Here is a 24,510-nt window from a genome sequence, read left to right as displayed (position 1 = left end):
TTACCTACTCCATCGTTCGGTTATCGGTTGTCACTACTGACAATATTGCTTATACGTCCGAACTTTGAAAAAAAGCTGCCTCTGAGAACAGGGGCAGCCTTGCTAATTTTCCTAATTACTCGTCTTCGATTGAGTTTAGGTACTCTTCTGCGTCTTTTAGGTTGTCGAGTTCAGATGCATCAGACATCTTCACTTTCACGATCCAACCGCCTTCATACGGTTCTTCGTTGATTAGCTCTGGGCTGTCTTCTAGTTCTTCGTTGATTTCTACGATTTCACCGGTGATTGGTGCATAGATGTCAGACGCTGCTTTTACAGATTCAACCAGTGAGAAGCTTTCACCTGCTTCAACTTCGTCTTCAACCTCTGGTAGGTCAACGAATACAACGTCACCCAGCATTTCTTGTGCATGCTCAGAAATACCGATCGTTACTGTGCCGTCACCGTTATCGCGTACCCACTCGTGGCTATCTGCAAACTTCAGTGTTTTGTCCATTGCTTAATCTCCAAAAATAACTTTGATTAAATTGTTTATTGGTAAAGTGGGAAGCGATTGCACAGTGCTTTCACTTCTTTGCGAACGCGTTGTTCAACTTCTGGGTTGCCTTCTGGGTTTTCTACCAACCCGTCAAGAACGTCGCCAATCCAATTACCGATGAGTTTGAATTCTTCAGCGCCAAAGCCGCGGCTTGTGCCCGCAGGCGTCCCTAATCGAATGCCCGATGTAATCATAGGCTTCTCTGAATCGAATGGGATGCCATTTTTATTACATGTGATCCCCGCACGTTCTAGTGCTTCTTCTGTCACGTTACCTTTCAAGCCCTTAGGGCGAAGGTCGACCAACATCAGATGAGTATCTGTACCGCCGGTCACAATGTCGCACCCGCGAGTTTGCAATACTTCAGCAAGAACTTTTGCGTTGTTGATCACTGAATCAATATAAGTTGAAAATTCTGGACCGAGCGCCTCGCCAAACGCGACGGCTTTAGCCGCGATAACGTGCATTAATGGGCCGCCTTGTAGGCCAGGGAAGACTGCAGAGTTGATTTTCTTGATGATGTCTTCATGGTTAGTCAGAATCATACCGCCACGTGGGCCGCGCAATGTCTTATGTGTTGTGGTTGTAACAACGTGTGCATGTGGAAGCGGACTAGGGTGCGCGCCTGTCGCAATCAGACCGGCAATGTGCGCCATATCGACCATTAGGATTGCATCAACTTCGTCTGCGATTTCGCGGAACTTAGCAAAGTCGATGGTACGAGGAATTGCGCTACCACCTGCGATGATCATTTTTGGCTTGTGCTCAAGAGCCAGTTCTCGAACCGCGTCGTAATCAATTTCTAGTGTGTCGCGATCCACGCCATACTGAACGGCGTTGAACCATTTACCAGAAAGCGCTGGGCGAGCGCCGTGGGTAAGGTGACCACCCGCATCTAGAGACATGCCAAGAATAGTGTCGCCTGGTTGAAGAAGTGCCAGCTTCACTGCGCCATTTGCTTGCGCACCAGAGTGAGGTTGAACGTTTGCGTAGCCACACTTGAAAAGTTGCTTCGCGCGTTCGATAGCGATCGCCTCTACTGTATCAACGTGTTCACAGCCACCGTAGTAACGACGGCCAGGGTAACCTTCTGCATATTTATTGGTTAGGCAGGTGCCTTGGGCTTGCATGACTGCTTTAGATACAATGTTCTCAGAAGCAATCAGCTCAATTTGTTCGTTTTGACGTGTGTTTTCCGCTTGAATCCCAGCGAACACAGCGTCGTCAGTAGCAGCAAGATTAGTCGAGAAAAAGTTCTCTAGGCTGTGATTTTGGTACGTTTTGTTCATGGTAGATGACCTTCCATTGATGCCGATGAGATAGTTATTTAGGTTTGTAGTTCTCATCAGTCTTTTTCTAGTACTGCTCTTCTCTATGTAAGAGCAAAGCGACATTTAACGCCCCAAAACTCAGTATTCAATCCGTGGGGCAAAACCGAAAACAATTGTTAAATCTATCAAGCAACCGATTCGGAAATAGCATCTCTACAACTAACAAGTTGGTAACATAGCGGTTGTCGTAACAACAATCAACCAAAAATTTCCTATTGGAAACAAGGTTTCTAATTTTGTTATCGAGAGCACGGTTTATTTCTTGTTCTAATCTTTTTTCTCTGATCGCCTTCGGGCACAATGAAAATGAAACAGGAAGTAGCAGAATATAAGAAGAGGGAAGCATGCCCGAAGATATCTATGATGAATACCCATCATTGACGTTAGCCAAGGAATCGAGCGATCAAAATATCGAACCATTGAAGCTTGGCGAGAAAATCAAAGACATACGTGGCAAGTTAGGGATTACCCTTGAAGAGGCAAGCCAACGCACAGGATTAGCGCGTTCAACATTAAGTAAGATTGAAAACGAACAGATTTCGCCTACCTTCCAAGCGATGCAGAAGTTGGCTATGGGGTTGCAGATAGATATGCCGCAACTCTTTGAACCACCAAGGAAAAAAGTTGCAACAGGGCGCAGGGATATTACTAAATCCGGTCAAGGAAAGCCGCACCCAACGCCTACTTATGAGCATGAACTGCTCGCCACTCAACTGTCTAACAAAAAGATGATGCCGTTCAAAAGCCAAGTGCATGCACGGAGCTTTGACGAGTACGGAGATTGGGTGCGTCATGATGGCGAAGAGTTTCTGCTTATTCTTTCAGGAACGGTTCGGTTTTATTCTGAGTTCTATGAGCCAGTGGAAATGAGTGAAGGGGACAGTGTCTATTATGATGCCAATATGGGCCATATGCTGATTTCTACCAGTGAAGAAGATGCACATATTTTGTGGGTGACCGCTAAATAACGTAACGCGCTCTTAGTTTTCCTATAATAAAAGCAAACGATTGCTTTTGTGTTTTTTCTGAGTACAATAGCGCCATCTTGAGCGACATAGGTTCAAGATGACGCTTCTCTTTCCTTTCTGTTGATGTGAATTTAATGTTAAATGTCACATTTTGAACTGTTCTCGACTTGTTAATGGTGCAAAAATTCTCCACTCGTGTTTATTATTGGAAACAAAGTTTCCTAGAGTGGAAAACGAACCTGATTAAACGGAGACAACAATGACTCAAGATCTACTAAAAACACCACTTCACTCTTTACATGTTGAAGCTGGTGCGAAAATGGTTCCTTTCGCAGGCTACGATATGCCAGTGCAATACAAACTCGGCGTGAAAAAAGAGCACCTACACACCCGTGATGCGGCGGGTCTGTTCGACGTATCGCATATGGGGCAATTACGTCTGCACGGTGAAGGGGCTGCGGCGTTTCTTGAGTCTTTGGTCCCAGTGGACATTATCGACCTACCAGCTGGCAACCAGCGCTATGCGTTTTTCACCAATGAACAAGGTGGCATTATGGATGACCTTATGGTGGCAAACCTTGGGGATCATCTGTTTGTTGTCGTCAATGCGGCGTGTAAAGAGCAAGATATTAACCATCTTGAAGCCCACCTTCCGTCCGGCGTAGAGCTAGAAGTGATTGATGACCGAGCACTACTGGCATTGCAAGGCCCTAAAGCCGTAGATGTCCTTAAGCGATTCAATGCTGAGGTCGCAGACATGCTATTTATGGACGTGAAGAAGCTTGAGATTTTAGGTGTTGAGTGCATTGTGAGCCGCAGTGGCTACACGGGTGAAGATGGCTACGAAATATCTGTACCAAACACGCACGCACAAGAGCTAGCACAAAAGCTAACAGCTGAAGAGGAAGTCGAGTGGATCGGTCTTGGCGCTCGTGACTCTCTGCGTCTTGAGTGTGGATTGTGTTTGTATGGTCATGATCTCGACACAACGACAACACCTGTTGAAGCAAGCCTTCTGTGGGGCATTCAAAAAGTGCGTCGCACTGGCGGTGAACGCGAAGGTGGGTTCCCAGGTGCGGACATCATCCTTAAGCAAATTGAGACTAAAGACGTGACGCGTAAGCGTGTTGGTTTAGTTGGCCAAACCAAAGCCCCAGTTCGTGAAGGCACTGAACTGTTCGACGCTGATGACAACAAAGTTGGTGTTGTAACCAGTGGTACAGCAGGCCCTAACGCAGGTAAACCAGTTTCAATGGCTTATGTTCGTGCCGATCTTATGGCTGTAGGTACTGAGTTGTTTGCCGAAGTTCGTGGTAAAAAACTGCCAATGACTGTTGAGAAAATGCCATTTGTGCCGCAGCGTTACTATCGCGGTTAAGCATTTGTAAGCATCATTTGAATTGTGTATCAAACCTCTCGACTGAGAGGTTTTTTTATATGTATGATGTCGGTAGTAGTTTTACAAAGGATATTTTTATGAAAAGGCTTACTGCAGTTCTTGCCGTGATGCTCTCAGCTGGAGTGCATGCGGGGGATGTAAACCCGTACATTATTAATGGTAGCCCGACGACCGACAGTGAACTGAGTGGCAATTACCCTACGTTTACCAGTCTGTATTTTCATGATGGGTCGAAGTTTGGTAACTACTGTGGCGGTACCATCATTGATGCTCAACACGTGTTAACTGCGGCTCACTGTATCTATCGAGATTATGAAGCCATGCTCCACACTTGGGTTGTTCCCGGTCTTGCGGACCAAACCAAGTACAATAATGGCGGTTACCAATCTGCACGAGTTGAGAAAATTTACTATCAAAGCTCTTACAGCCCCAATTTGGATCCTTCGAAGGGGCCTGTCCTTCCTGATGATATCGCTATTCTTAAACTAGAAAGACCACTATCTATTGGCAACTACAGTAGCTATCTAAACACAACTACGAATGATGTTTACGCTAACACGCGAGGAGCCGATACGTTTAAAGCGATAGGTCGAGGCTACACCAACCATGTTGCTAACGATAAAGGTCAAACTGTTACAAGGACGACGACGAATGTTGTTATGCAGACCAGTTTAACCTTTGCCTCTAGCGGAATCTGTAGTTCTACTAGTAAACAATTGTGTTTCGATGGCCCGCTATCGGGTAGCTACAAGAACTCAACCTGTAATGGTGACTCGGGTGGACCAGTTTATTGGTATGACGGTTTTAAATACCAGCAGATAGGTATTACAAGCTACGGCCCGGGGACCTGTGGGGATCAAGACCGTCCGTATACTTCGGTCTTTACGGAGGTATACGACTACGCAAACTGGATCAACAATGTGGTTAATGGTGCAGTCGATCCTACTTTTGAAGTTAGAAAATCATCAGGCGTTCGTTCGTTGTTCAACTTTTCGACAGGTTGGGTGATGAGATCATCTTCAGCGCTATCGGATGAAACCTCGATGCCAAAAATTAGCTCAACGAGCTCAATCGGTTCCTCTGGCTCTAGCGGCGGCTCACTGGGCTTATTTTCTGTGTTGCTGCTAGGCGCATTGTCTCTTAGAAAGAAAATCCGCCGCTAACACGATTAAACCTTTGCTCTCCCCGTTCGTAAACTAAACTTAAGAGTGATGCTTACGAACGGAGGAAGTGATCATGGTTCGATTTCTACTGGCGAGCGTGATAACAGCTTGGAGTTCGTTCGCCTATAGCTTTGAAGCTACTCCTTATATCGTCAATGGCACTACTGCCAACATTTCTAATTATCCTACATTTGCCAGTCTGTTTTACCGTAGTAACACGCTTTATAGCACCAGCAGCTTCTGTGGTGCGACGCTTATTAATAGTGAGTATGTACTTACCGCAGCGCATTGTATTTACGGTCAAAACGAAACCATGCTCTATACCGTGGTTGCGCCGCAACTCGAAGATGAAAGCCAGTTTTTATCGAGTCCTCAAGCCCGAGTTGTCGAGTTTTACTACCCAGATACCTATTCCGACTCGTCGGTTGATTTATGGCGCGACGATATTGCCATATTAAAGCTCGAAACGGCTTTGGGTGTTGGTGACTTTAAATACTTGCTCAACACCACGATCAATAACAGTTTTCCCTCGAACGGCGAGTTTATTGCGGTTGGCCATGGCTATATAGAAGGCAACCAACCCGGAGGGGGGCAATTGCTCGAAACTGAGTTGGAATATATTTCGACATCCGCTTGCCAAGCGGAATTTGGCAGTGCGATCACCGATAAACATTTGTGTTTTGGTGGGCCTGAAAAGAGCGGTTATCAAAATTCGACTTGTTCGGGAGATTCTGGAGGGCCAGTCTATTATTACAACGGCCTCGATTATATCCAAGTTGGGTTGACGAGCTTTGGCCCTGCATTGTGTGGAGACAACCGCTACAGTGTGACCTCTGTGTTTACCGACCTTTATGATTACCAAGGTTGGATAGATCAAGTGCTTGCAGGTGAAGTGGAACCAAAGGCATTTGTCTTGGTTGAAGATGGCGTAAGAAGACTGATCAATAACGAACATGGCAGCAGCCAAGCGGAAGTGACTCCGGATCAGTTAACCACAAGCAGCAGTGGAGGAGGAGGGGGGGGTTACGGTCTCTTGGTTCTACTTCTCATTGCTTTCAAACGAAGTATAAAATGGTAGTTTTACGCATTTTCAAAGTAAAAAGTACCATTCTCAAAAGTGAGATTTAATCATACCTCTATGATATATAAGGGTTTTACTCAGGCAGGTGTCGCGATTGTAAGACCTGCTATATTGACTAATCTTATCTAAACGATAGTTTTAACTTATCTATAGGGTGGAGCTGGAGAATTCCTCAATGACAGAAAGTAAAAACTATCAAATCACACTTTTGTCGGATGTGAGCATGCAATCGAATCTATTTAAAGATTCGCTAGAGAGAGGGCTTCAGCTTACCGTCAACATGGTTTCTGTCGATGATCTTCGTACACATGATGGCTCGTCTCGCCTACTGGGTGATTTTGTGTTGTTCGATTTTCAATACCTAGATGATGACCGTTTCAACGAGTACAGCCAAATTAAAGCGGCGAGTGAAACCGCGATCAAAGAAATCGTCATCAACTGCCCTAAAGATGTGACATCAACTCAGTTGTTCAAGTGGCGTAATCTTGTGGGTGTGTTCTACATCGAAGATGATATTTCCTTGCTGATCAAGGGAATGGAAAAGATCATGAACGACGAAATGTGGCTGTCGCGCAAAGTGGCTCAAGACTATATTGAATATTTCCGCTGTGCAAATACCGTGACAACATCGCAAGCGTACGCAAATCTGACGAAACGCGAAAAAGAGATCATGCGTTTATTGGGGCATGGTGCTTCCAACTTACAAATCGCCGACGAACTGTTTGTGAGTGAAAATACGGTCAAAACGCATTTACATAACATCTTCAAGAAAATTAACGCTAAGAATCGTCTTCAAGCATTGCTCTGGGCCAACAATAACATTGCTTTGGAAGAGCGAGCCTAGAGACTTAGCAAAAATTGAAATCTAAAAAGAGCAGCTAGTGAGCTGCTCTTTTTATTGCTAAAGAATGCAGTGCTTAGCGAAATCTTTTGCTTCGTTAGCACTCCAGTCGCCTTTCGGTTTCTCTTTTAAGTCGTTACACCAGGCTTCGCTTCCAACTTCCGTGCAAGCGGTAAGTGACATTGCCAAAAATAGAAGGGCAGTCAGTTTTTTCATCATTACGTCCTTGTTGATGGTTTACAGTGTCGCTAGGTTATCGGCTTGTTGCTGACTCAGTCAATAAGTGACTTTAGAGAATACAGTGTGTTGCGAAGTTTTTAGCTTCGTTCGCGCTCCAGTCACCTTTGGGTTTGTCACTCATTGACTCACACCATGATTCACTGCCGACAGCATCTTGCAGCACGCAGTGTTTTGCATAATCGAGGGCGTCTTGAGCGCTCCATTCACTCTTGGGACCTTGTGCTTTGTTATCACACCAATTTTGGGTACCTACCTCATCTTTACACGCAGACAGAGCAACTAGGGCAAACAAAACAAGGGGTAATTTCTTCATAATCGTGTCCTAAATTTATCTGGCGCAACTATACCTAAAAACCGTGAGAAAGTGTGTGCGATTTCGGTTAATTATGGCAAAATTTGGTATATCGAAACGTTTCGATGGGTGAGTTCGATCACTCTTTGTCGCGTTTAACCGGTTGAGGTAAAGATCCACCTCACACTCTGAAAAGTGGGCTATCGTAATTCTATGCTGAAGGGCTATGATGCAATCGAAACGTTTCGATGAGATTTGTATCAATAATAATTTGCATAGAAGCCGACAGACTTTATTTGGTTTGATCGTGTATTCGATAGGTCAATGAGATGAAAAAAAGTACCCTAATCAACGCTGAGCTTTCTTACCTAGTGGCTACACTAGGTCATACCGATGAAATCACGATTTGTGATGCTGGCTTACCAATTCCTGACGACGTTCAGCGCATTGATCTTGCTCTTACTCACGGCGTCCCGAGCTTTCTTGAAACGGTCAAAGTGATGCTCAGCGAATCTCAGGTAGAGGGCATCATTCTTGCCGAAGAGTTTAAAGAGGTTAGCCCAACCCATCATGACGCATTGATTGCTGAGATTTTAGCGGAGCAAGAGGCAAGCGGAAAAGCCATTTCGGTTACTTACCTTTCTCACGAGGCCTTTAAAGCGCGTACTTCGTCAAGCCGCGCGGTTGTACGTACTGGCGAGTGCACGCCGTATGCAAACGTGGTTTTCCAAGCTGGTGTGGTTTTTTAAAGCCCGCTAATGATTGAGGACAGAGTATGACTCAAGCCATCTTACAACTGAGTGATATTGAGAAAGCTTTTCCGGGAGTAAAGGCGCTTGATAAAGCCAGCTTAAATGTTTACCCGGGACGCGTCATGGCGTTGATGGGAGAAAATGGCGCTGGTAAATCCACTCTGATGAAAGTGTTGACCGGCATTTACAGTAAAGACGCGGGTACGATTCACTATCAGGGACAAGCAGCCGCCTTTCATGGACCAAGAGACTCTCAAGAAGCGGGGATCAGTATCATTCACCAGGAGCTAAACCTGATTCCAGAGCTGACAATTGCGGAAAATATTTTCTTAGGTCGCGAATTTACAGGCGCGTTGGGTCGCATCCAGTGGGAAACCATGTACGCGGAAGCCGATAAGTTACTTGCGCGCTTGAATGTTAAGCACAGCTCGAAAACCTTGCTTGGCGATTTAAGTCTCGGTGAGCAGCAAATGGTAGAGATTGCCAAAGCACTTTCGTTTAAGTCGAAAGTCATCATTATGGATGAGCCAACAGATGCGTTGACCGATACCGAGACCGAGTCGCTTTTCAAAGTGATTAACGAGTTGCGTGAACAAGATTGCGGCATTGTTTACATTTCCCATCGCCTAAAAGAAATCTTCGAAATATGTGATGACATTACGGTACTCCGTGACGGTAAATTCATCGGTGAGTGCCAAGTCGCAGAGACGGACGAAGACGGCTTGATTGAAATGATGGTCGGGCGAAAGCTAGACGAGCAATACCCACGCATTGATGTTCAGCACGGCGAGACCTGTTTGGAAGTGATCGGTCTGACTGGCTCGGGCGTTCACGATGTCAGTTTCACGCTTAAACGAGGAGAAATTCTTGGCGTGTCGGGCTTAATGGGCGCGGGTCGTACTGAGCTGATGAAAGTGATCTACGGAGCCTTGCCCAGTGAGCGCGGTGTGATCAACTTGAACAACAAAACCATTAACCCTGTGAGCCCCCAAGATGGTCTTGCGAATGGCATTGCCTACATCTCTGAAGACCGTAAAGGCGATGGTTTGGTGCTGGGTTTATCTGTGAAAGAGAACATGTCTTTGTGTTCATTGGACAAGTTAACGCAGGGAGGTCGAATCCAACACAGCGAAGAAGTGATCGCGGTGGAAGACTTCATCAAGCTGTTCAATATCAAAACTCCAACTCGTGACCAAATCATTGGCAACCTATCTGGTGGTAATCAACAGAAAGTGGCGATTGCGAAAGGGTTGATGACCAAACCTAAGGTACTGATTCTTGATGAGCCAACTCGCGGTGTCGATGTCGGTGCCAAAAAAGAGATCTACCAGCTGATCAACAAATTCAAAGCAGATGGCATGAGCATCATTCTTGTCTCTTCAGAAATGCCAGAGGTTCTGGGAATGAGTGACCGCATCATGGTGATGCATGAAGGTCGTATCAGCGGTGAGTTTGACGCCAAAGAGGCTGACCAAGAAAAACTATTAGCGTGTGCCGTTGGCAAAAAGATTAACGAGGAAGCAGCATGAGTACCAATACCATGAGCAAACCAAATGAAACAGGCGGCAAAAAGCTATTGAGCAAAGAGTGGCTGATTGAACAGAAATCTCTGATCGCTCTACTCTTTTTAATTGTTGTCGTCTCGTTCCTTAACCCTAACTTTTTTACCGTAGACAACATTCTTAACATACTGCGTCAAACGTCAGTAAACGCGATTATCGCCGTGGGGATGACGTTGGTTATCTTAACGGCGGGTATCGATTTGAGCGTCGGCTCGGTGCTTGCCCTCTGTGGAGCCTTTGCCGCCAGCTTAATCGCTATGGAAGTGCCAGTGCTCATCGCGGTTCCTACTGCGCTTGTCGCGGGTGCGGCGCTTGGGGCGATCAGTGGCATCATCATCGCTAAAGGCAAGGTGCAAGCGTTTATTGCAACGCTGGTGACCATGACATTGCTTCGTGGTGTGACCATGGTGTACACAGACGGTCGACCAATTTCTACCGGTTTTACCGACACAGCGGATGCATTCGCTTGGTTTGGTACGGGCTACGCGTTAGGCATTCCTGTTCCGGTCTGGCTAATGGTGATCGTATTTGCCGCGGCTTGGTTCCTGCTTAACCACACTCGCTTTGGTCGTTACGTTTACGCTTTAGGTGGCAATGAGTCTGCAACACGCTTATCTGGCATCAATGTTGACCGAGTAAAAATCGGCGTGTACGCCATCTGCGGTCTGCTTGCAGCGCTGGCTGGCATCATCATTACCTCTCGTCTTTCTTCTGCTCAGCCGACCGCTGGTATGGGGTATGAGTTGGATGCTATCGCGGCGGTAGTACTTGGTGGCACAAGCTTGATGGGCGGTAAAGGTCGCATCATGGGTACGCTCATTGGTGCGCTCATCATCGGTTTCCTCAACAACGCGTTAAACCTACTGGACGTTTCCTCTTATTACCAAATGATCGCAAAAGCAGTAGTCATCCTTCTTGCGGTATTGGTTGACAACAAAAACAAGTAACACAACAGACGTATTCATAACAGGTTCGGAGGAAAGGACTCCGAACCACCACCCTACACAAGGACTAACACAATGAAAAAATTAGCAACGCTTATCTCTGCTGCACTTCTTTCTTCCACCGTTTCTGTTTCAGCGCAGGCGCAAGATACCATGGCGATCGTACTGTCTACGCTAAACAACCCTTTCTTCGTTACGATGAAAGATGGCGCAGAAGCAAAGGCGAAAGAGTTGGGATATGACCTGATCGTGCTTGATTCGCAAAATGACCCGAGCAAAGAACTTTCTAACGTGGAAGATCTTACTATTCGCGGCGTAAAAGCGATTCTGATCAACCCGACAGATTCAGATGCAGTATCGAATGCGATTCGTATGGCTAACCGCTCAAACATTCCAGTATTGACGCTAGACCGTGGCGCAAGTCGTGGTGAGGTTGTCAGCCACATTGCCTCTGACAACGTGGTAGGTGGTGAAATGGCGGGTCACTACATCATGGAAAAAGTAGGTGAAAAAGCGAAAGTGATTCAGCTCGAAGGTATTGCAGGGACGTCTGCCGCACGTGAGCGTGGTGAAGGCTTCATGAACGCCGTAAAAGGCAGTGAGATGGAACTGCTTGCTAGCCAGCCTGCGGATTTTGACCGTACTAAAGGTCTAAACGTAATGGAAAACTTGCTTGCAGCCAACCCAGACGTGCAAGCGGTATTTGCGCAGAATGATGAGATGGCGTTAGGGGCACTTCGTGCGGTACAGGCGTCAGGCAAAGATGTAATGATCGTAGGCTTTGACGGCACCGATGACGGCATCGCAGCGGTCAACCGTGGCAAATTGGCAGCTACAGTTGCTCAGCAGCCAGATCTGATTGGTTCACTGGGTATTGAAACGGCAGACAAAGTGCTTAAAGGTGGCTCTGTAGACGCTTACATTCCAGTACCACTTAAAGTGATCGCTAAGTAATCTGTTCGCCTTCCTCTTCTCTTTTATCTGTCGTAGGGGAGAGGAGGGCACTTAAGTTTGTGTTCTTGCGAGAGTACAAACTTATTATTCCTGTTCAAATAGATAAGGGCTCATTCGAGTCGAGGAAAACCGTATGAATAAGTTAGTGGTTTTAGGTAGTGTTAACGTTGACCATGTTCTTCAAGTGCCTTCTTTTCCACGTCCTGGCGAGACGCTTCACGGCCGCAACTATCAAGTGATTCCAGGCGGTAAAGGGGCGAATCAAGCGGTCGCGGCAGCGCGATTGAATGCTGACACTGGGTTTATCGCTTGCGTGGGTGATGATGCGTTCGGCATCAACATTCGCGAAAACTTCAAAATGGACAACATCAATATTAATGGCGTCAAAATGCAGCCCAATTGCCCAACGGGGATCGCAATGATCCAAGTTGCGGACAGTGGTGAAAACAGTATTTGTATTTCCGCGGAGGCGAATGCCAAGCTGACAGCAGAATCGATTGAACCTGATTTGGAGCGAATTCGCCAAGCTAAGTACTTACTGATGCAACTTGAAACGCCAATGTGCGGCATTGAAAAGGCGGCGCGAGTAGCCAAAGAAGCGAAGACCAACGTGATCTTGAATCCTGCTCCGGCTCGTGAGTTGTCTGATGAACTGCTGGCTTGCGTCGATGTGATCACCCCAAATGAAACCGAAGCGGAGGTGCTAACAGGTATCACGGTTAACGATAACGAAACCGCGCAAGAGGCGGCGAATGCACTTCACGGTAAGGGCATCGAGCTCGTGATGATTACTCTTGGTGCGAAAGGCGTGTGGTTGAGCCAAAATGGTCGCGGTAAGTTGATTCCGGGCTTTAAAGTAGAGGCTACCGATACCACGGCTGCTGGCGATACGTTTAATGGGGCATTGGTCACTGGTCTATTGGAAGATTTACCTCTAGAATCAGCCATCAAGTTTGCTCATGCGGCGGCCGCAATCTCTGTAACAAGATTTGGCGCTCAGACTTCAATTCCAACACGTGGCGAAGTCGATGCTTTTCTCGCTGAGCGCAATTAATTAGGGGCAATTGCCCAAGCCAATCGACGGAGAGGATTACATGGCTACAATGAAAGATATTGCCAAACTTGCTGGTGTTTCTACGTCTACGGTGAGTCATGTAATCAACAAATCGCGATTCGTCAGTGAAGAAATCTCAGAACGCGTCAACAAGGCGGCGACTGAGCTCAACTATACTCCCTCGGCACTGGCTCGAAGCCTGAAAGTCAACCGAACGAAAACCATTGGCATGTTGGTGACCACCTCAACCAATCCGTTTTTTGGTGAAGTCGTAAAAGGGGTAGAGCGAAGCTGCTATCAACAAGGCTACAACCTAATACTGTGTAATACCGAAGGTGACAATGCGCGTATGCGTGAATCGATCAACACGCTACTGCAAAAGCGGGTCGATGGGCTGATTTTGATGTGTTCCTCATTAGAAGGGGAGCGCATTGATGTGTTCGAGAAGTACTCAGATATCCCTGTGGTGGTCATGGACTGGGGGCCGATGTTGTTTACCAGCGATAAAATTCAAGATAACTCCCTCCGCGGCGGCTACATTGCGGCGAAACACCTGATTGATGTCGGACACAAATCGATTGGTTGTATTACGGGACCTCTAATCAAACATCAGGCTCAAATGCGTTATGAAGGATACAAACGCGCGCTAAATGAAGCTGAGTTGGATTTTAACCCCAACTGGATTGTGGAATCTGACTTTGAATGTGAAGGTGGCTATGAGGCATTCAACCAAATGTTTGCCAAAGGGGAACTGCCTAGCGCGATATTCGTGTCGAATGACATGATGGCGATGGGCGTGATCAATGCCGCCCACGAGAAAGGCATTCGAATCCCAGAGGACTTGTCGATCATTGGGTATGATGATATTCAAATCTCGAAATTTATGACTCCAGCACTCACGACCATTCATCAACCCAAATACCGTCTCGGCAAAGCGGCGGTTGAGGCGTTATTGCAGCGTTTAAACAACAGCTATTTGGATCCTCAGGTCGTACAACTTGAGCCGAGTTTAGTGGAGCGGCAATCGGTCTCTGCACCAAAACAATCCTCGTGATTGTGGTTGGATTCTTGCCATAGGTCACGTTGCAATGTGAGTTAACATATTGGTTATAAAGAGTGAGCAACTTCTATGAGCATGTGCTAAACCTAACTTAGTATGAAGGATAAGTGGGTAACGCAATGGATCTGTTTGTCGATCACCGAGAAAAAGCCGCGCCGAGTGAGCAAAAATCAGCTCAGTCACAATCGGAGCGAGAAAAATGGAAAGTGCTGCTGGTGGATGATGATGAACAAATGCATCAGGTCACGCGTTTAGCACTTTCCTGTTTTGAGTTTGATGGCAAGCAACTGGAGTTGATCTCTGCCTATTCTGGTCACCAAGCGCAACAGATATGCCGTGAGGAAACGGATCTAGCTCTTGCTCTGGTCGATGTTGTTATGGAGACGGAGCATGCAGGGCTAGAGCTGGTCCGTTACATTCGAGATGAGCTACAAAATCGAGTCATTCGATTAGTGCTTCGCACTGGGCAAGCAGGGCAAGCTCCGGAAGATACCGTCATTCGCGAATATGAAATTGACGACTACAAAGAAAAAACCGAACTGACAACCCAAAAACTAAAAACCGTCCTGTATTCTATGTTGCGCGCCTATCGCGACCTCAAACTCATTGAGGCGCAAAAAAATGGCTTACGCAAAGTGATTGAATCATCCGCTAAAGTGCAAAATACCACTACGCTTCAAGCGTATGCCAGTTCTGTTTTAGAGCAGTTAACGTCCTTACTGCAGCTCGAAGAATCTGCATTTTATTGCGTGGTGAAGCCCCGTGCTCACGGCGAAGAATCACGTTCCATGACGCTAGCTGCCTCGGGCGACTACGTGGACTGTTACAGCGAATGTATGTTCGAAAAGTTGCCTCAGGAGGTCGCTGACCGATGCAAAGAAGCGCTAGATGAACGACGCTCTAAAAACTTTGGTGATGCCTTTGTTTTGTATGCCAATGATCATCAAGGTGTCGACAGCATTCTCTATGTGAACTACAACCGAAACCTCGACGAGTTAGATGTCCAGTTATTGGAGATCTACATGCACAACATTGGCCTAACCTTTGAAAACCTCAGCCTACTTCTTGACATCAAAGAAACATCAAAAGAGCTAGTGTACAATTTGGCCAACGCAGTAGAAGCGCGTAGTAAAGAAACGGGCGCGCATGTTCAAAGGGTTGCTCTTATCTGTGAGCGACTCGGCCAGTTGTATGGCCTCGATGACGATCAGGTGACGATGCTTAAACTCGCCGCACCTTTACATGATGTGGGTAAAGTCGCCGTCCCGGATTCGATTTTACACAAACCCGGTAAACTCACGCCTGAAGAGTGGGAAGTGATGAAAAAGCATGTCGATTATGGGGTCGATATATTGAGTAAATCGAAGCGTCGATTGATTGCCGTAGCCAAAGAAATCGCGGGTCATCATCACGAAAAATGGGATGGCAGCGGCTACCCAAATGGTCTTGCGGGTGAGGCGATTCCTGTAAGTGGTCGAATTGCTGCATTAGCGGATGTGGTTGACGCTTTGGGATCAAAGCGCAGTTACAAAGAGCCTTGGAGTGAAGAAAAAATCCGTGAGGAAATCATTTCCCAGAGTGGCCTCCATTTCGAACCTAAACTCGTTGAGTTGATGCTGGACAATTGGCAAGACTTCATCGATATACGCAATTCTCTGCCCGATTAATATCGCGGGCTCTGTGTCCTGGGTAGGCGAGGTTCATTCATTTTCGTCGGGTTCGTAAGGTAAATCTTTGGGCAGAGTAATGATCATTTGAACCCCTTTGCCCACTTCAGAATCGAAACTAAGTTCACCTTTAAGTTTTTGCGAAATAAGGTTGAAGACTAAGTTCAAGCCTAGCCCTGAACCACCGGTTCCCCGCTTACTGGTGTAGAATGGTTCAAATATTTTTTGATGCAGTGACTTGTCTACACCGCACCCGTTATCTTTGTATTCAAAGATGATGTCATCGCCCTGTTGGTAATAGTGGATGTCAATTTGAGCGGCCTCTTGCTGCTCAAACGCATGGTTGACGCTGTTGAGGATGAGGTTTGAAATCACCTGCGTCAACACGCCGGGAAGGCTGTTCATTTGTAGTTGCTGGTCACCACTTAGAATTGGGTCCACGGGAACTTTACGCGTTTCTGGGTGCAAGCTAGCGATCAGAGCGTCTAGTACATGGTGAATACGGAACTGGCTACGGCTTTCGGAGACTTGATCCACTGCGGTTTGTTTGAAGTCGCGAATCAGTTTCGCCGCTCGGTCTAAATTGGTTTCAAGCATGGAGCCGCCATCGGTTAGGCGCGTCATGACTTGCTCAAATTGGGTGCTGGTGAGAGTTTGGTTGCTGAATGCGGTATTGAGTTCGTTGGCGGCATCTCGAATGACCGACGTTGCGGTCACGGCAATCCCGAGTGGTGTGTTGACTTCGTGTGCGACGCCCGCGACTAAACCACCAAGCGCGGCAAGTTTCTCTCTTTCAACGAGTTGGTCTTGTGCTCGGTGCAACTGCTCCATGCTTTGCTTCAAATCGACCGTACGTTCGGCAACGGTATATTCAAGGTTTCGATTTAACTCTTGCAAATTGAGTTGGGCTAACTTGAGGTCCGTAATGTTGATGGTCGACACCCGAAAGCCCAGAAACTTATCGCCATCAAAGTTTGCTCGTCCTTGAAACATGAAGTAGTGGGTGATGCAATTGAGGGTAATTTGTTGTTCGCATTTAGAAAAATCAGAATGCCTGAGCAGGTGGCGATGCAGTTCATGACACGTTTTCAATGCTTCTATGTTTGTGATAGTAGGCTTTTGTTCAATGTCGATTTGGAGTGCCACTTGCATTTGCTCAGAGCAATAGATCATTCGCCCTGTCTCGTCGGTTTCCCACAGCCAATCGGAAGAGACCATCGCAAAATCATTGAGCCTAATTTGCTCTTGGCGAATGTTTTGGTAGAGGAGTGATACATTGGTGGTGATTTTATTGGTTTCTTCGCCTAGCCAACTCAACTCATCACCATGACTAGATACCCAAAATGAAGCGGGCAGTTCAAGTGGCTCTGCTGGATGACGCGGATTGTAGGTGCGAAGGTACTGCGCTATGGCAAAGATTCTTTGGTTGATGCTGCGATGAAAGACGATCAGCAAGATGGCGCAGACGACGAGTGTTCTGAACATATTGAGTAAAAGTGTGTAGATAAACTCGCGAATTAGGTAGTCGTAGACCTCGTTGGCATCGGACTCGACGTAGACTTGCCCAATTCGCTCAAGAACTGAAGAGTCAGGGTTTTTATGGAATAAAGGGTACTGCGACTGTATTGAATTCTCTTGTATGCTTGTGCCCGCCTCAAACACGTATCCATCCGCGACGACTTTCAAGTAAGCGACTCGCGGCAAGTTCACCAAGCCATCAAGGCGTTGTTGCAACCCAACAAGGTCAAACGACCAAAGTGACGAAGCGAGAAGGGGAGCATGAATGTCACGCACTTCAAGCTGACGTTGATCGATAGAATCAAATTGCTCTGAATACTCCCATGAGAGTTGCACCAGCGTCGTTAGCAACGTGATGGCACCACTGAGCAGAATCATAATGAGAATAATACGTCGACCAATTCGACTGTAAAATGGGTTATCTATACTCTCTTCAAACTGTTTGGTTCGGCTCATAATGATCTGCTGCAAAAGGACTATAAGTACCAGTATAGCTAGGTCTTTTTAATCAACGCGCGTTTTGGTTAGGTAAATACGCGTATGCTGACTAAACTGAAATGAAGTATTCAGTGGAGATCGCTTATGCGACCATGGTTATGTCTACTCTTTTTGTTGTCCTTCCCAGCGCTTGCGAATAAGGTACTGCTGATTGAAAGTTACCATTCTGGGTTCGCTTGGGATAAAAGCTATGTCGAGGGCATTAAGCAAACGTTGCAAGCGGGTATTGAGTTTGACTCGTTTCAAATGGATACCAAAAGAGTGCCGCCAACTGAATATGAAAAAATGGCGGAGCTCGCTTTTGTCAAATACATTGAGTACAAACCGGATATCGTGATTTTGGGTGATGACAATGCGCTAAAGTATTTGTGGCCAAAACTCTATGATGAGCCGATCTCGGTAGTATTTTTAGGTATCAACTCTAACCCTCGAGAGGTATTAAAGAATTATCGAGGGCAAGCACAAATTACAGGTGTATTGGAGCGACCATTGTTTGTTAAAACGATTGGTGAACTAAAGCGGCTCATACCCGTTGAGCAAATGAATGTACGAATCATGTTTGACTCAGGGGTGACGTCACACATTGCTCGGCAGCACATCGAGCGCCAGTATTCCTTGATTCACTCTAACCTCGGCGTGGATGTCGAGATTGTCAGCGCAAGGACACAAAATGAGTGGCAGGAGTCCATTTTAAGTGCGCCCGATGATGGGGTCTCTGTGGTGATTGTCGGCCTCTATCAAACTCTGGTTGATAGCGCGGGTGAAAACGTACCTGCAGACGAGATCATCGTCTGGACGAACCAGAACTCTACGATACCAGTATTTGGCTTTTGGGATTTTGCTGTCGCGAGCGACAAAGCGGCGGGTGGCGTGGTGCTGTTTGGTAAAAGTCAGGGCGTGACGGCAGGGCAATTGGTGAATAAAATAGTAAATGGCGAATCGGCTCGCAGTATACCGATTCAAATCGGAAATCAGGGAAACGCAATCTATTCGAAGGCGGCGATGGCAAAGTGGGGGTTGACGCCTCCAAGTCATTGGCAAGCGATTGATTAGAGTAATTCGGTGTTGAGTCAATCACAACAATGGGTAACCGTTGCAAATGAAATTTACAAATGACTTAATAGCAGTTACAAAGGTGTATACCCCGAAAGTTTAGCGTAGGCAAAAAGAAAATATGAGTGTATCAAGTAGTACGATACTCACGGAAAGTGGTACTAACGAGTTAGAAATTATCGAGTTTCATCTGGTCAAGCAGATGCCTGATGGCAGCAAGAAGACCTGTTATTACGGTATTAACGTTGCGAAAGTCCGTGAGGTAATTCAAGTACCGGAAACCACCGATTACCCCAATGCTCAGCCACATATGGTCGGGGTGTTTTCGTCGCGTGATATTCTTACTCCGCTCGTCGACTTAGCGGGTTGGTTGGGGGTGCCTACCGATAAGGATCTGAGTCGCAAGTTTGTAATCGTCACAGACTTCAACAATATGACCAATGGTTTCCTGATCGATTCAATCAGTCGCATCCACCGTATCTCTTGGAATGACGTAGAGTCACCAAGCCAATTCTTAGAAGCGGGGGAGCAAGATTGCGTGGTGGCAGTGGTTCGTAAAGATGGCAACCTGATCATGATCTTAGACTTTGAGAAGATCATTGCCGACATCAACCCTGAACTCAGCATGGAAAAGTACGATGTGAAGTTGGACAAGAGTGTCGACTTAAACCAGCGTATGGTGACCAAGCGAAACGCAAAAACCGTTATGGTGGTAGACGATTCGGCGTTTATTCGCTCGATGATTCAAGACACACTCACGTCAGCAGGCTACAACATTATCGCTTGTAAAGATGGTGGGGAAGCGCACGATAAGTTGATGAATCTTATTGAAGTGGCGAAAGAGGAAAACTTGCCTGTTAGTGAGCTGATCGATGGTGTCGTGACGGACGTTGAAATGCCAAGAATGGATGGCATGCACCTTGTGAAGCGTTTACGTGACAGCGAAGCGTACGCAAGTATGCCGATTGTGATGTTCTCGTCTTTAATGAGTGAGGACAACAGAGCGAAAGCACTGGCTTTGGGAGCGAATGACACTATCACGAAACCAGAGATTGGCCGTATGGTCGCGATGATGGACAAGTATATTTTCGGAAAGAGTAACTAAGACTACTGCTACTTGCCGCTTTATGACTAAGCGGCGAGTCAACATAAACAAAAAGGGTACGCAATGCGTACCCTTTTTTCATGTTCAGAGGTTGATTAACCTTCGCTGCGACGGTCACGACCATGGCCACGTTCGCCACGGTAGTTACCACGATGGTCGCCACCACGGTTACGGTCAAAACGACGCTCGCCATCACGACGACCACCTTCGCGGTTGCCATCACGGTTGCCGCGGTAGCCACCACCATCACGGCCGCCTTCACGGTTACCACGGTAGCCACCTTCACGGTTGCCGTCACGGTTACCACGGTAGCCGCCACCATCGCGACGACCACGACCGCCATCACGGCCACCGCCACGACGAGGCTCACGGAAATCGTTGAAGTCACACACAACCGCGTCAACTTGCTTCTGACGGATACGTAGCTTACGCAGTTTGCCCGCTGTATCTGAAGACATTGCTTTTGGTAGCTGAACGTAAGTTTCGCCTTGTGCTAGTTTGATCGCACCGATAGAGCCTTTTGTTAGGCCAAGTTCGTTTGCTAGTGCACCAACGATGTCTTTAACTTGTACGCCTTGCTCACGACCAACTTGGAATTGGTAAGTATCCCAATCTTGGTTGTCGAAGCTGCGGCCACCTTCACGACGACCATCACGACCGCCTTCACGACGCTCTTTACGACGTTGCTTATCACGCTCAATCGCTTCAATCATTGGATCTTCACCAATGTAGAACAGTGGGCGCTTACCTTGCTGACGCTTAAGCAGGATGGCTGCTAGTGTCGCTGCATCTAGCTCTAGAGATTCTTGCAGTTTTTCAACCAACTCAGAGAACTTCTCTAGTGCCTTGTGTTCTTTTTCAGTTTCTAGCTCAGCGCCCAGCTTCGCTAGACGAGATTCTGCAACTTTGTCACGGTGAGGAAGTTGAATCTCTTCCATTGATGACTTAGTAACACGCTCGATAGTGCGAAGCATACGAAGCTGGTTAGTACGAACTAAAAGGATCGCTTTACCTTTACGTCCAGCACGGCCAGTACGACCGATACGGTGGATGTAAGATTCAACATCGAATGGGATGTCGTAGTTGAATACGTGCGTGATACGTGGAACATCAAGACCACGAGCTACAACGTCAGTTGCAACTAGGATGTCGATAACACCTTGTTTGATGTGATCAACAGTACGCTCACGTAGAGACTGAGGAATGTCACCGTGTAGTGCAGACGCTTTGAAGCCACGTGCACATAGCCAGTCAGCCAGACGCTCAGTATCTTGACGAGTACGTACGAATACGATTGACGCGTCAGTCTCTTCTGTTTCTAGAAGACGAGACATTGCTTCGTCTTTTTCTACGCCTTTAACAACCCAGAATTGCTGCTCTACTTTGTCTACCGTGTGGTTTTTACCCGCAACGTCGATGGTTTCTGGGTCACGTAGGAAGCGCTCAACAATGCTCTTAAGCATTGGAGGCATAGTCGCAGAGAATAGAACGCGTTGCGCTGATTCAGGAGCGTGCTCCATGATTTCAGTTACGTCATCAACAAAGCCCATGTTTAGCATTTCATCAGCTTCGTCTAGAACGAACGTGTGTACTTCGTCTAAGTGTAGACGGTCACGGTTGATAAGGTCTTGAACACGACCTGGCGTACCTACAACGATGTGAGCACCGTTTTTAAGAGCACGCATTTGATCAACGATAGATGCACCACCGTAGATCTCTAGCACTTTAAGGCCAGCAATGTTCTTACCTAGGTTCTTAACTTCCGCAGCAACCTGAATTGCAAGCTCGCGAGTTGGTGCAAGAACGATAGCTTGAGGCTTACGTTGACCAAGGTCTAGTTTGTTAAGAAGAGGTAGAGAGAAAGCAGCCGTTTTACCAGTACCAGTTTGAGCTTTACCTAGCGCGTCTTTACCAGCCAACAGGTGCGGGATAGCAGCAGCCTGAATTGGAGTTGGTGAAACAAAACCCATACCATCAAGAGCTGAAAGGATAGAGTCGTTAAGCGCTAGATCGCTAAACTGAATTACAGAATCTGTCATTGGGATCCTACTATTTTTATGTCAACAAAAGGTCCCACGAGCTCTACCAATTCCAATACCAATCCAGATAAGAGCTGATTCCATTCAGATGCGGACAAGTCGTAAATCGCATCAAGCCACTAGGGACATAAAACACATCGATGCCGCTAATAAATGGATGCACAAAGTTGTCGTACATCAAGAGGGGCATTGATATAAGGGGGCGGATTATTCCCTAAAAGCATAAAAAAAGCCAGAAAAAATTGAATTACATCACAAATTTTTCTCAGCGGAGAGAATCTTGGCTAAGATGTGCGCTGCGGCGCTGAAACCTTAGCCAAAAATGGTTTTCGATACTGACAATTGAATGATTAGTTATCAGCTCAAGGTGGCTTGGCTATAGTGCCAGTGATATAGTGTGGGCAATTTTTTCAGTAAGAAATGTAGAGATGTTCCAAGATAACCCGTTACTGGCTCAATTGAAGCAGCAGATTCAAGAAAACCTTCCAAAAAAAGAAGGCACCATCAAAGCAACGGAAAAAGGCTTCGGCTTTTTAGAAGTGGATAGCAAGACAAGCTACTTCATCCCACCTCCGTACATGAAAAAGTGTATGCATGGCGATAAGGTTAAGGCGATCATTCGCACCGAAAAAGAGCGTGAACAAGCTGAGCCAGAAGAGTTATTGGAACAAGGACTCAACCGCTTCATTGGTCGTGTAAAGCTGTTTAAGGGCAAGCTAAATGTTGCTCCTGATCATCCTCAACTAAAGAAGTTGTCACTGAAAGCGAAGACGCGCAAAGGCATTAAGAGTGACGATCTAAAAGAAGGTGACTGGGTTGTTGCGCAGCTTGTTCGCCATCCTCTGAAAGGTGACAACGGCTTTTTCGTCGAGATTACCGAGAAGATCACTGATGCTGATGACAAGATCGCGCCTTGGTGGGTGACATTGGCGCAAAACGATTTACCAAACAGCGAGCCAGCAGGTATCGATAATTGGGAAATCATAGATGACGAGGATCTTGAACGTCTCGACATGACCCATATCCCGTTTGTCACCATCGATGGTGAATCAACCAAAGATATGGATGATGCGCTCTACGCCAAAAAGACCGAAGCAGGTGACTTTGAGCTGACGATTGCGATTGCCGATCCAACGGCATACATCACGCCAGACAGCGAAATGGACAAAGTGGCTCGTGAACGTGGCTTTACCATCTATCTTCCTGGCCGCAACATTCCAATGCTGCCTCGTGATCTAGCTGACGAGTTGTGTTCTTTGATCGAAAACCAGCAGCGTCCTGCATTGTGTTGCCGCGTGACGGTGAGCAAAGAGGGTGTGATTGGCGATGACATTGCCTTCTTCGCGGCAAACATTAAATCTCATGCTCGTCTCGTGTACGACCACGTTTCTGATTGGATCGAGAATGGCGCGTCTGAAGCTTGGCAACCAAGTGATGAGATAGCTCAAGTGGTTCGCGACTTGTATGAGTTTTCACTTGCGCGCGCGGATTGGCGTGAAAAGAACGCGGTTGTGTTCCCAGAACGCCCAGACTACCGCTTCGAGTTGAGTGAAGATAACGATGTTGTGGCGATTCACGCAGATATGCGTCGTAGTGCCAATCGACTTGTAGAAGAAGCAATGATCACCGCGAACATCTGTGCAGGTAAAACGCTTCAAGCGACGTTTGATTCTGGCGTATTTAACACTCACGCAGGCTTCAAGCCAGAAAAGATTGAAGACGTAGTTAAACTGGTTAACCCTGATGGTGAATTGCCATTTACCGCTGAGTCTGTTGCGACTCTTGAAGGTTTTGCTGCGCTACGTCGCTGGTTAGCTGAGCAAGAAACCTCGTACCTTGATAATCGTATCCGTAAGTCACAAGCGTACAGTGAAATTGGCAACAAGCCGCTGCCGCATTACGCAATGGGACTTGAGCTATACGCAACGTGGACGTCGCCTATCCGTAAATACGGCGATATGATCAACCACCGTATGCTTAAAGCCCATATCCTGGGTAAAGAGCCAGTGCAAACAGCCGATGAAACGGTCGGTGAGGAGCTAGCGCTTCATCGCAAGCATCACAAGATTGCTGAACGCAATGTAGGTGATTGGTTGTACGCTCGTACGCTTGCCGATGAGCCAGCAAAAGAGACGAAGTTCCACGGTGAGATTTTTGACATCAACCGAGCAGGAATGCGCGTTCGTTTGGTGGAGAATGGCGCTGCCGCCTTTATTCCTGGCTCTCTGATTCTGGCGAATAAAGAGCGTTTAGAATGCAATGCTGACGAGGGTACGATCGCCATCGATAAAGAAGTGATTTACCGTTTGGGTGACGTTCTGGAAGTGGTTCTTTCTGACGTAAACCAAGAAAGCCGCAGCATTGTTGCTAAGCCGACTCAGGTATTTGAAGAGGTTAAAACGGTTGAGGAAGTCACTTCAGACGCTGAATAACCGATTCGAAAGGCAAAAA

21 protein-coding genes are annotated in these 24,510 nt (G+C 46.8%); 15 read left to right on the top strand and 6 right to left on the bottom strand.

Features of this window, described 5'->3' with window-relative positions; all coding sequences use genetic code 11:
- Positions 1-115: 115 nt before the first annotated feature.
- The gene (gene gcvH / locus U9J37_RS16330) at positions 116-496 is read right to left on the bottom strand and encodes a glycine cleavage system protein GcvH (protein ID WP_005469554.1); all 381 of its coding nucleotides are present in this window, start codon (positions 494-496) and stop codon (positions 116-118) included.
- A 35-nt stretch (positions 497-531) separates the two neighbouring features.
- Entirely contained in the window at positions 532-1,827 is a 1,296-nt protein-coding gene (locus U9J37_RS16325) for a serine hydroxymethyltransferase (protein ID WP_005469736.1), read from the bottom strand.
- A 386-nt stretch (positions 1,828-2,213) separates the two neighbouring features.
- On the opposite strand from U9J37_RS16325, the gene U9J37_RS16320 reads away from it, so the two are divergent.
- The 5 genes from U9J37_RS16320 (at position 2,214) to U9J37_RS16300 (ending at position 7,324) form a co-directional block, all read left to right on the top strand.
- Positions 2,214-2,837 carry a helix-turn-helix domain-containing protein gene (locus tag U9J37_RS16320; RefSeq protein ID WP_005469700.1) on the top strand — a complete coding sequence of 208 codons (624 nt, stop codon included), beginning with the start codon at positions 2,214-2,216 and terminating at the stop codon, positions 2,835-2,837.
- A gap of 259 nt (positions 2,838-3,096) precedes the next feature.
- Positions 3,097-4,215, top strand: coding sequence for a glycine cleavage system aminomethyltransferase GcvT (gene gcvT / locus U9J37_RS16315; protein WP_005469608.1), 1,119 nt, complete (start codon positions 3,097-3,099; stop codon positions 4,213-4,215).
- Positions 4,216-4,313: 98 nt separating this feature from the next.
- The gene (locus U9J37_RS16310; RefSeq protein WP_005469773.1) at positions 4,314-5,399 is read left to right on the top strand and encodes a S1 family peptidase; all 1,086 of its coding nucleotides are present in this window, start codon (positions 4,314-4,316) and stop codon (positions 5,397-5,399) included.
- 73 nt (positions 5,400-5,472) lie between these two features.
- Positions 5,473-6,477: a S1 family peptidase gene (locus U9J37_RS16305; RefSeq protein ID WP_005469510.1), complete on the top strand. Its 1,005-nt coding sequence runs from the start codon at positions 5,473-5,475 to the stop codon at positions 6,475-6,477.
- A gap of 178 nt (positions 6,478-6,655) precedes the next feature.
- Positions 6,656-7,324, top strand: a complete 669-nt coding sequence (locus U9J37_RS16300) for a LuxR C-terminal-related transcriptional regulator (RefSeq protein WP_005469623.1) — start codon at positions 6,656-6,658, stop codon at positions 7,322-7,324.
- Positions 7,325-7,381: 57 nt separating this feature from the next.
- On the opposite strand, the gene U9J37_RS16295 is transcribed toward U9J37_RS16300, so the two are convergent.
- Both U9J37_RS16295 and U9J37_RS16290 read right to left on the bottom strand, forming a co-directional pair.
- On the bottom strand, positions 7,382-7,537 hold the full coding sequence (locus U9J37_RS16295) for a DUF3012 domain-containing protein (RefSeq protein WP_072016674.1): 156 nt from the start codon (positions 7,535-7,537) through the stop codon (positions 7,382-7,384).
- Between the two features lie 73 nt (positions 7,538-7,610).
- Positions 7,611-7,874 carry a DUF3012 domain-containing protein gene (locus U9J37_RS16290; RefSeq protein ID WP_005469599.1) on the bottom strand — a complete coding sequence of 88 codons (264 nt, stop codon included), beginning with the start codon at positions 7,872-7,874 and terminating at the stop codon, positions 7,611-7,613.
- A 308-nt stretch (positions 7,875-8,182) separates the two neighbouring features.
- Between U9J37_RS16290 and rbsD the strand changes: the two genes are divergently transcribed.
- From rbsD to U9J37_RS16255, 7 genes are all read left to right on the top strand, one after another.
- The gene (rbsD, locus tag U9J37_RS16285) at positions 8,183-8,602 is read left to right on the top strand and encodes a D-ribose pyranase (RefSeq protein ID WP_322414267.1); all 420 of its coding nucleotides are present in this window, start codon (positions 8,183-8,185) and stop codon (positions 8,600-8,602) included.
- Positions 8,603-8,628: 26 nt separating this feature from the next.
- Entirely contained in the window at positions 8,629-10,134 is a 1,506-nt protein-coding gene (gene rbsA, locus U9J37_RS16280; protein ID WP_005469734.1) for a ribose ABC transporter ATP-binding protein RbsA, read from the top strand.
- A complete protein-coding gene (gene rbsC / locus U9J37_RS16275; RefSeq protein ID WP_005469899.1) occupies positions 10,131-11,114 on the top strand; it encodes a ribose ABC transporter permease in 984 nt (327 codons plus the stop codon). Before rbsA ends, rbsC begins: the two co-directional genes overlap by 4 nt.
- A gap of 72 nt (positions 11,115-11,186) precedes the next feature.
- Positions 11,187-12,065, top strand: coding sequence for a ribose ABC transporter substrate-binding protein RbsB (gene rbsB / locus U9J37_RS16270; RefSeq protein WP_005469673.1), 879 nt, complete (start codon positions 11,187-11,189; stop codon positions 12,063-12,065).
- A gap of 133 nt (positions 12,066-12,198) precedes the next feature.
- Positions 12,199-13,119, top strand: a complete 921-nt coding sequence (gene rbsK / locus U9J37_RS16265; protein WP_005469626.1) for a ribokinase — start codon at positions 12,199-12,201, stop codon at positions 13,117-13,119.
- 40 nt (positions 13,120-13,159) lie between these two features.
- Positions 13,160-14,173, top strand: coding sequence for a substrate-binding domain-containing protein (locus U9J37_RS16260; RefSeq protein ID WP_038212631.1), 1,014 nt, complete (start codon positions 13,160-13,162; stop codon positions 14,171-14,173).
- 125 nt (positions 14,174-14,298) lie between these two features.
- On the top strand, positions 14,299-15,846 hold the full coding sequence (locus tag U9J37_RS16255; protein ID WP_043886496.1) for a response regulator: 1,548 nt from the start codon (positions 14,299-14,301) through the stop codon (positions 15,844-15,846).
- A gap of 33 nt (positions 15,847-15,879) precedes the next feature.
- On the opposite strand, the gene U9J37_RS16250 is transcribed toward U9J37_RS16255, so the two are convergent.
- Positions 15,880-17,820 carry a sensor histidine kinase gene (locus tag U9J37_RS16250; protein WP_005469881.1) on the bottom strand — a complete coding sequence of 647 codons (1,941 nt, stop codon included), beginning with the start codon at positions 17,818-17,820 and terminating at the stop codon, positions 15,880-15,882.
- A gap of 126 nt (positions 17,821-17,946) precedes the next feature.
- Here U9J37_RS16250 and U9J37_RS16245 point away from each other — a divergent pair, with 126 nt between their 5' ends.
- A complete protein-coding gene (locus U9J37_RS16245; protein WP_005469606.1) occupies positions 17,947-18,915 on the top strand; it encodes an ABC transporter substrate-binding protein in 969 nt (322 codons plus the stop codon).
- Positions 18,916-19,036: 121 nt separating this feature from the next.
- Positions 19,037-20,020 (top strand): chemotaxis protein, encoded by a 984-nt coding sequence (locus U9J37_RS16240; protein WP_005469807.1) that lies wholly within the window; start codon positions 19,037-19,039, stop codon positions 20,018-20,020.
- A gap of 95 nt (positions 20,021-20,115) precedes the next feature.
- On the opposite strand, the gene U9J37_RS16235 is transcribed toward U9J37_RS16240, so the two are convergent.
- A complete protein-coding gene (locus U9J37_RS16235; RefSeq protein ID WP_005469478.1) occupies positions 20,116-22,059 on the bottom strand; it encodes a DEAD/DEAH box helicase in 1,944 nt (647 codons plus the stop codon).
- 428 nt (positions 22,060-22,487) lie between these two features.
- On the opposite strand from U9J37_RS16235, the gene rnb reads away from it, so the two are divergent.
- Positions 22,488-24,491: an exoribonuclease II gene (gene rnb, locus U9J37_RS16230; protein WP_322414266.1), complete on the top strand. Its 2,004-nt coding sequence runs from the start codon at positions 22,488-22,490 to the stop codon at positions 24,489-24,491.
- Positions 24,492-24,510 lie beyond the last annotated feature (19 nt).

The sequence above is a fragment of the Vibrio sp. 16 genome (assembly GCF_963681195.1).
GTDB classification, from domain to species: domain Bacteria; phylum Pseudomonadota; class Gammaproteobacteria; order Enterobacterales; family Vibrionaceae; genus Vibrio; species Vibrio sinaloensis_D.
This window is presented reverse-complemented; position numbering and strand designations above follow the sequence as displayed.

What these genes read in the sequence shown, in the direction of transcription:
- gcvH (WP_005469554.1), bottom strand. Translation starts at nt 496, where the DNA reads ATGGACAAAACACTGAAGTTTGCAGATAGCCACGAGTGGGTACGCGAT.
- U9J37_RS16325 (WP_005469736.1), bottom strand. Translation starts at nt 1,827, where the DNA reads ATGAACAAAACGTACCAAAATCACAGCCTAGAGAACTTTTTCTCGACT.
- U9J37_RS16320 (WP_005469700.1), top strand. Translation starts at nt 2,214, where the DNA reads ATGCCCGAAGATATCTATGATGAATACCCATCATTGACGTTAGCCAAG.
- gcvT (WP_005469608.1), top strand. Translation starts at nt 3,097, where the DNA reads ATGACTCAAGATCTACTAAAAACACCACTTCACTCTTTACATGTTGAA.
- U9J37_RS16310 (WP_005469773.1), top strand. Translation starts at nt 4,314, where the DNA reads ATGAAAAGGCTTACTGCAGTTCTTGCCGTGATGCTCTCAGCTGGAGTG.
- U9J37_RS16305 (WP_005469510.1), top strand. Translation starts at nt 5,473, where the DNA reads ATGGTTCGATTTCTACTGGCGAGCGTGATAACAGCTTGGAGTTCGTTC.
- U9J37_RS16300 (WP_005469623.1), top strand. Translation starts at nt 6,656, where the DNA reads ATGACAGAAAGTAAAAACTATCAAATCACACTTTTGTCGGATGTGAGC.
- U9J37_RS16295 (WP_072016674.1), bottom strand. Translation starts at nt 7,537, where the DNA reads ATGAAAAAACTGACTGCCCTTCTATTTTTGGCAATGTCACTTACCGCT.
- U9J37_RS16290 (WP_005469599.1), bottom strand. Translation starts at nt 7,874, where the DNA reads ATGAAGAAATTACCCCTTGTTTTGTTTGCCCTAGTTGCTCTGTCTGCG.
- rbsD (WP_322414267.1), top strand. Translation starts at nt 8,183, where the DNA reads ATGAAAAAAAGTACCCTAATCAACGCTGAGCTTTCTTACCTAGTGGCT.
- rbsA (WP_005469734.1), top strand. Translation starts at nt 8,629, where the DNA reads ATGACTCAAGCCATCTTACAACTGAGTGATATTGAGAAAGCTTTTCCG.
- rbsC (WP_005469899.1), top strand. Translation starts at nt 10,131, where the DNA reads ATGAGTACCAATACCATGAGCAAACCAAATGAAACAGGCGGCAAAAAG.
- rbsB (WP_005469673.1), top strand. Translation starts at nt 11,187, where the DNA reads ATGAAAAAATTAGCAACGCTTATCTCTGCTGCACTTCTTTCTTCCACC.
- rbsK (WP_005469626.1), top strand. Translation starts at nt 12,199, where the DNA reads ATGAATAAGTTAGTGGTTTTAGGTAGTGTTAACGTTGACCATGTTCTT.
- U9J37_RS16260 (WP_038212631.1), top strand. Translation starts at nt 13,160, where the DNA reads ATGGCTACAATGAAAGATATTGCCAAACTTGCTGGTGTTTCTACGTCT.
- U9J37_RS16255 (WP_043886496.1), top strand. Translation starts at nt 14,299, where the DNA reads ATGGATCTGTTTGTCGATCACCGAGAAAAAGCCGCGCCGAGTGAGCAA.
- U9J37_RS16250 (WP_005469881.1), bottom strand. Translation starts at nt 17,820, where the DNA reads ATGAGCCGAACCAAACAGTTTGAAGAGAGTATAGATAACCCATTTTAC.
- U9J37_RS16245 (WP_005469606.1), top strand. Translation starts at nt 17,947, where the DNA reads ATGCGACCATGGTTATGTCTACTCTTTTTGTTGTCCTTCCCAGCGCTT.
- U9J37_RS16240 (WP_005469807.1), top strand. Translation starts at nt 19,037, where the DNA reads ATGAGTGTATCAAGTAGTACGATACTCACGGAAAGTGGTACTAACGAG.
- U9J37_RS16235 (WP_005469478.1), bottom strand. Translation starts at nt 22,059, where the DNA reads ATGACAGATTCTGTAATTCAGTTTAGCGATCTAGCGCTTAACGACTCT.
- rnb (WP_322414266.1), top strand. Translation starts at nt 22,488, where the DNA reads ATGTTCCAAGATAACCCGTTACTGGCTCAATTGAAGCAGCAGATTCAA.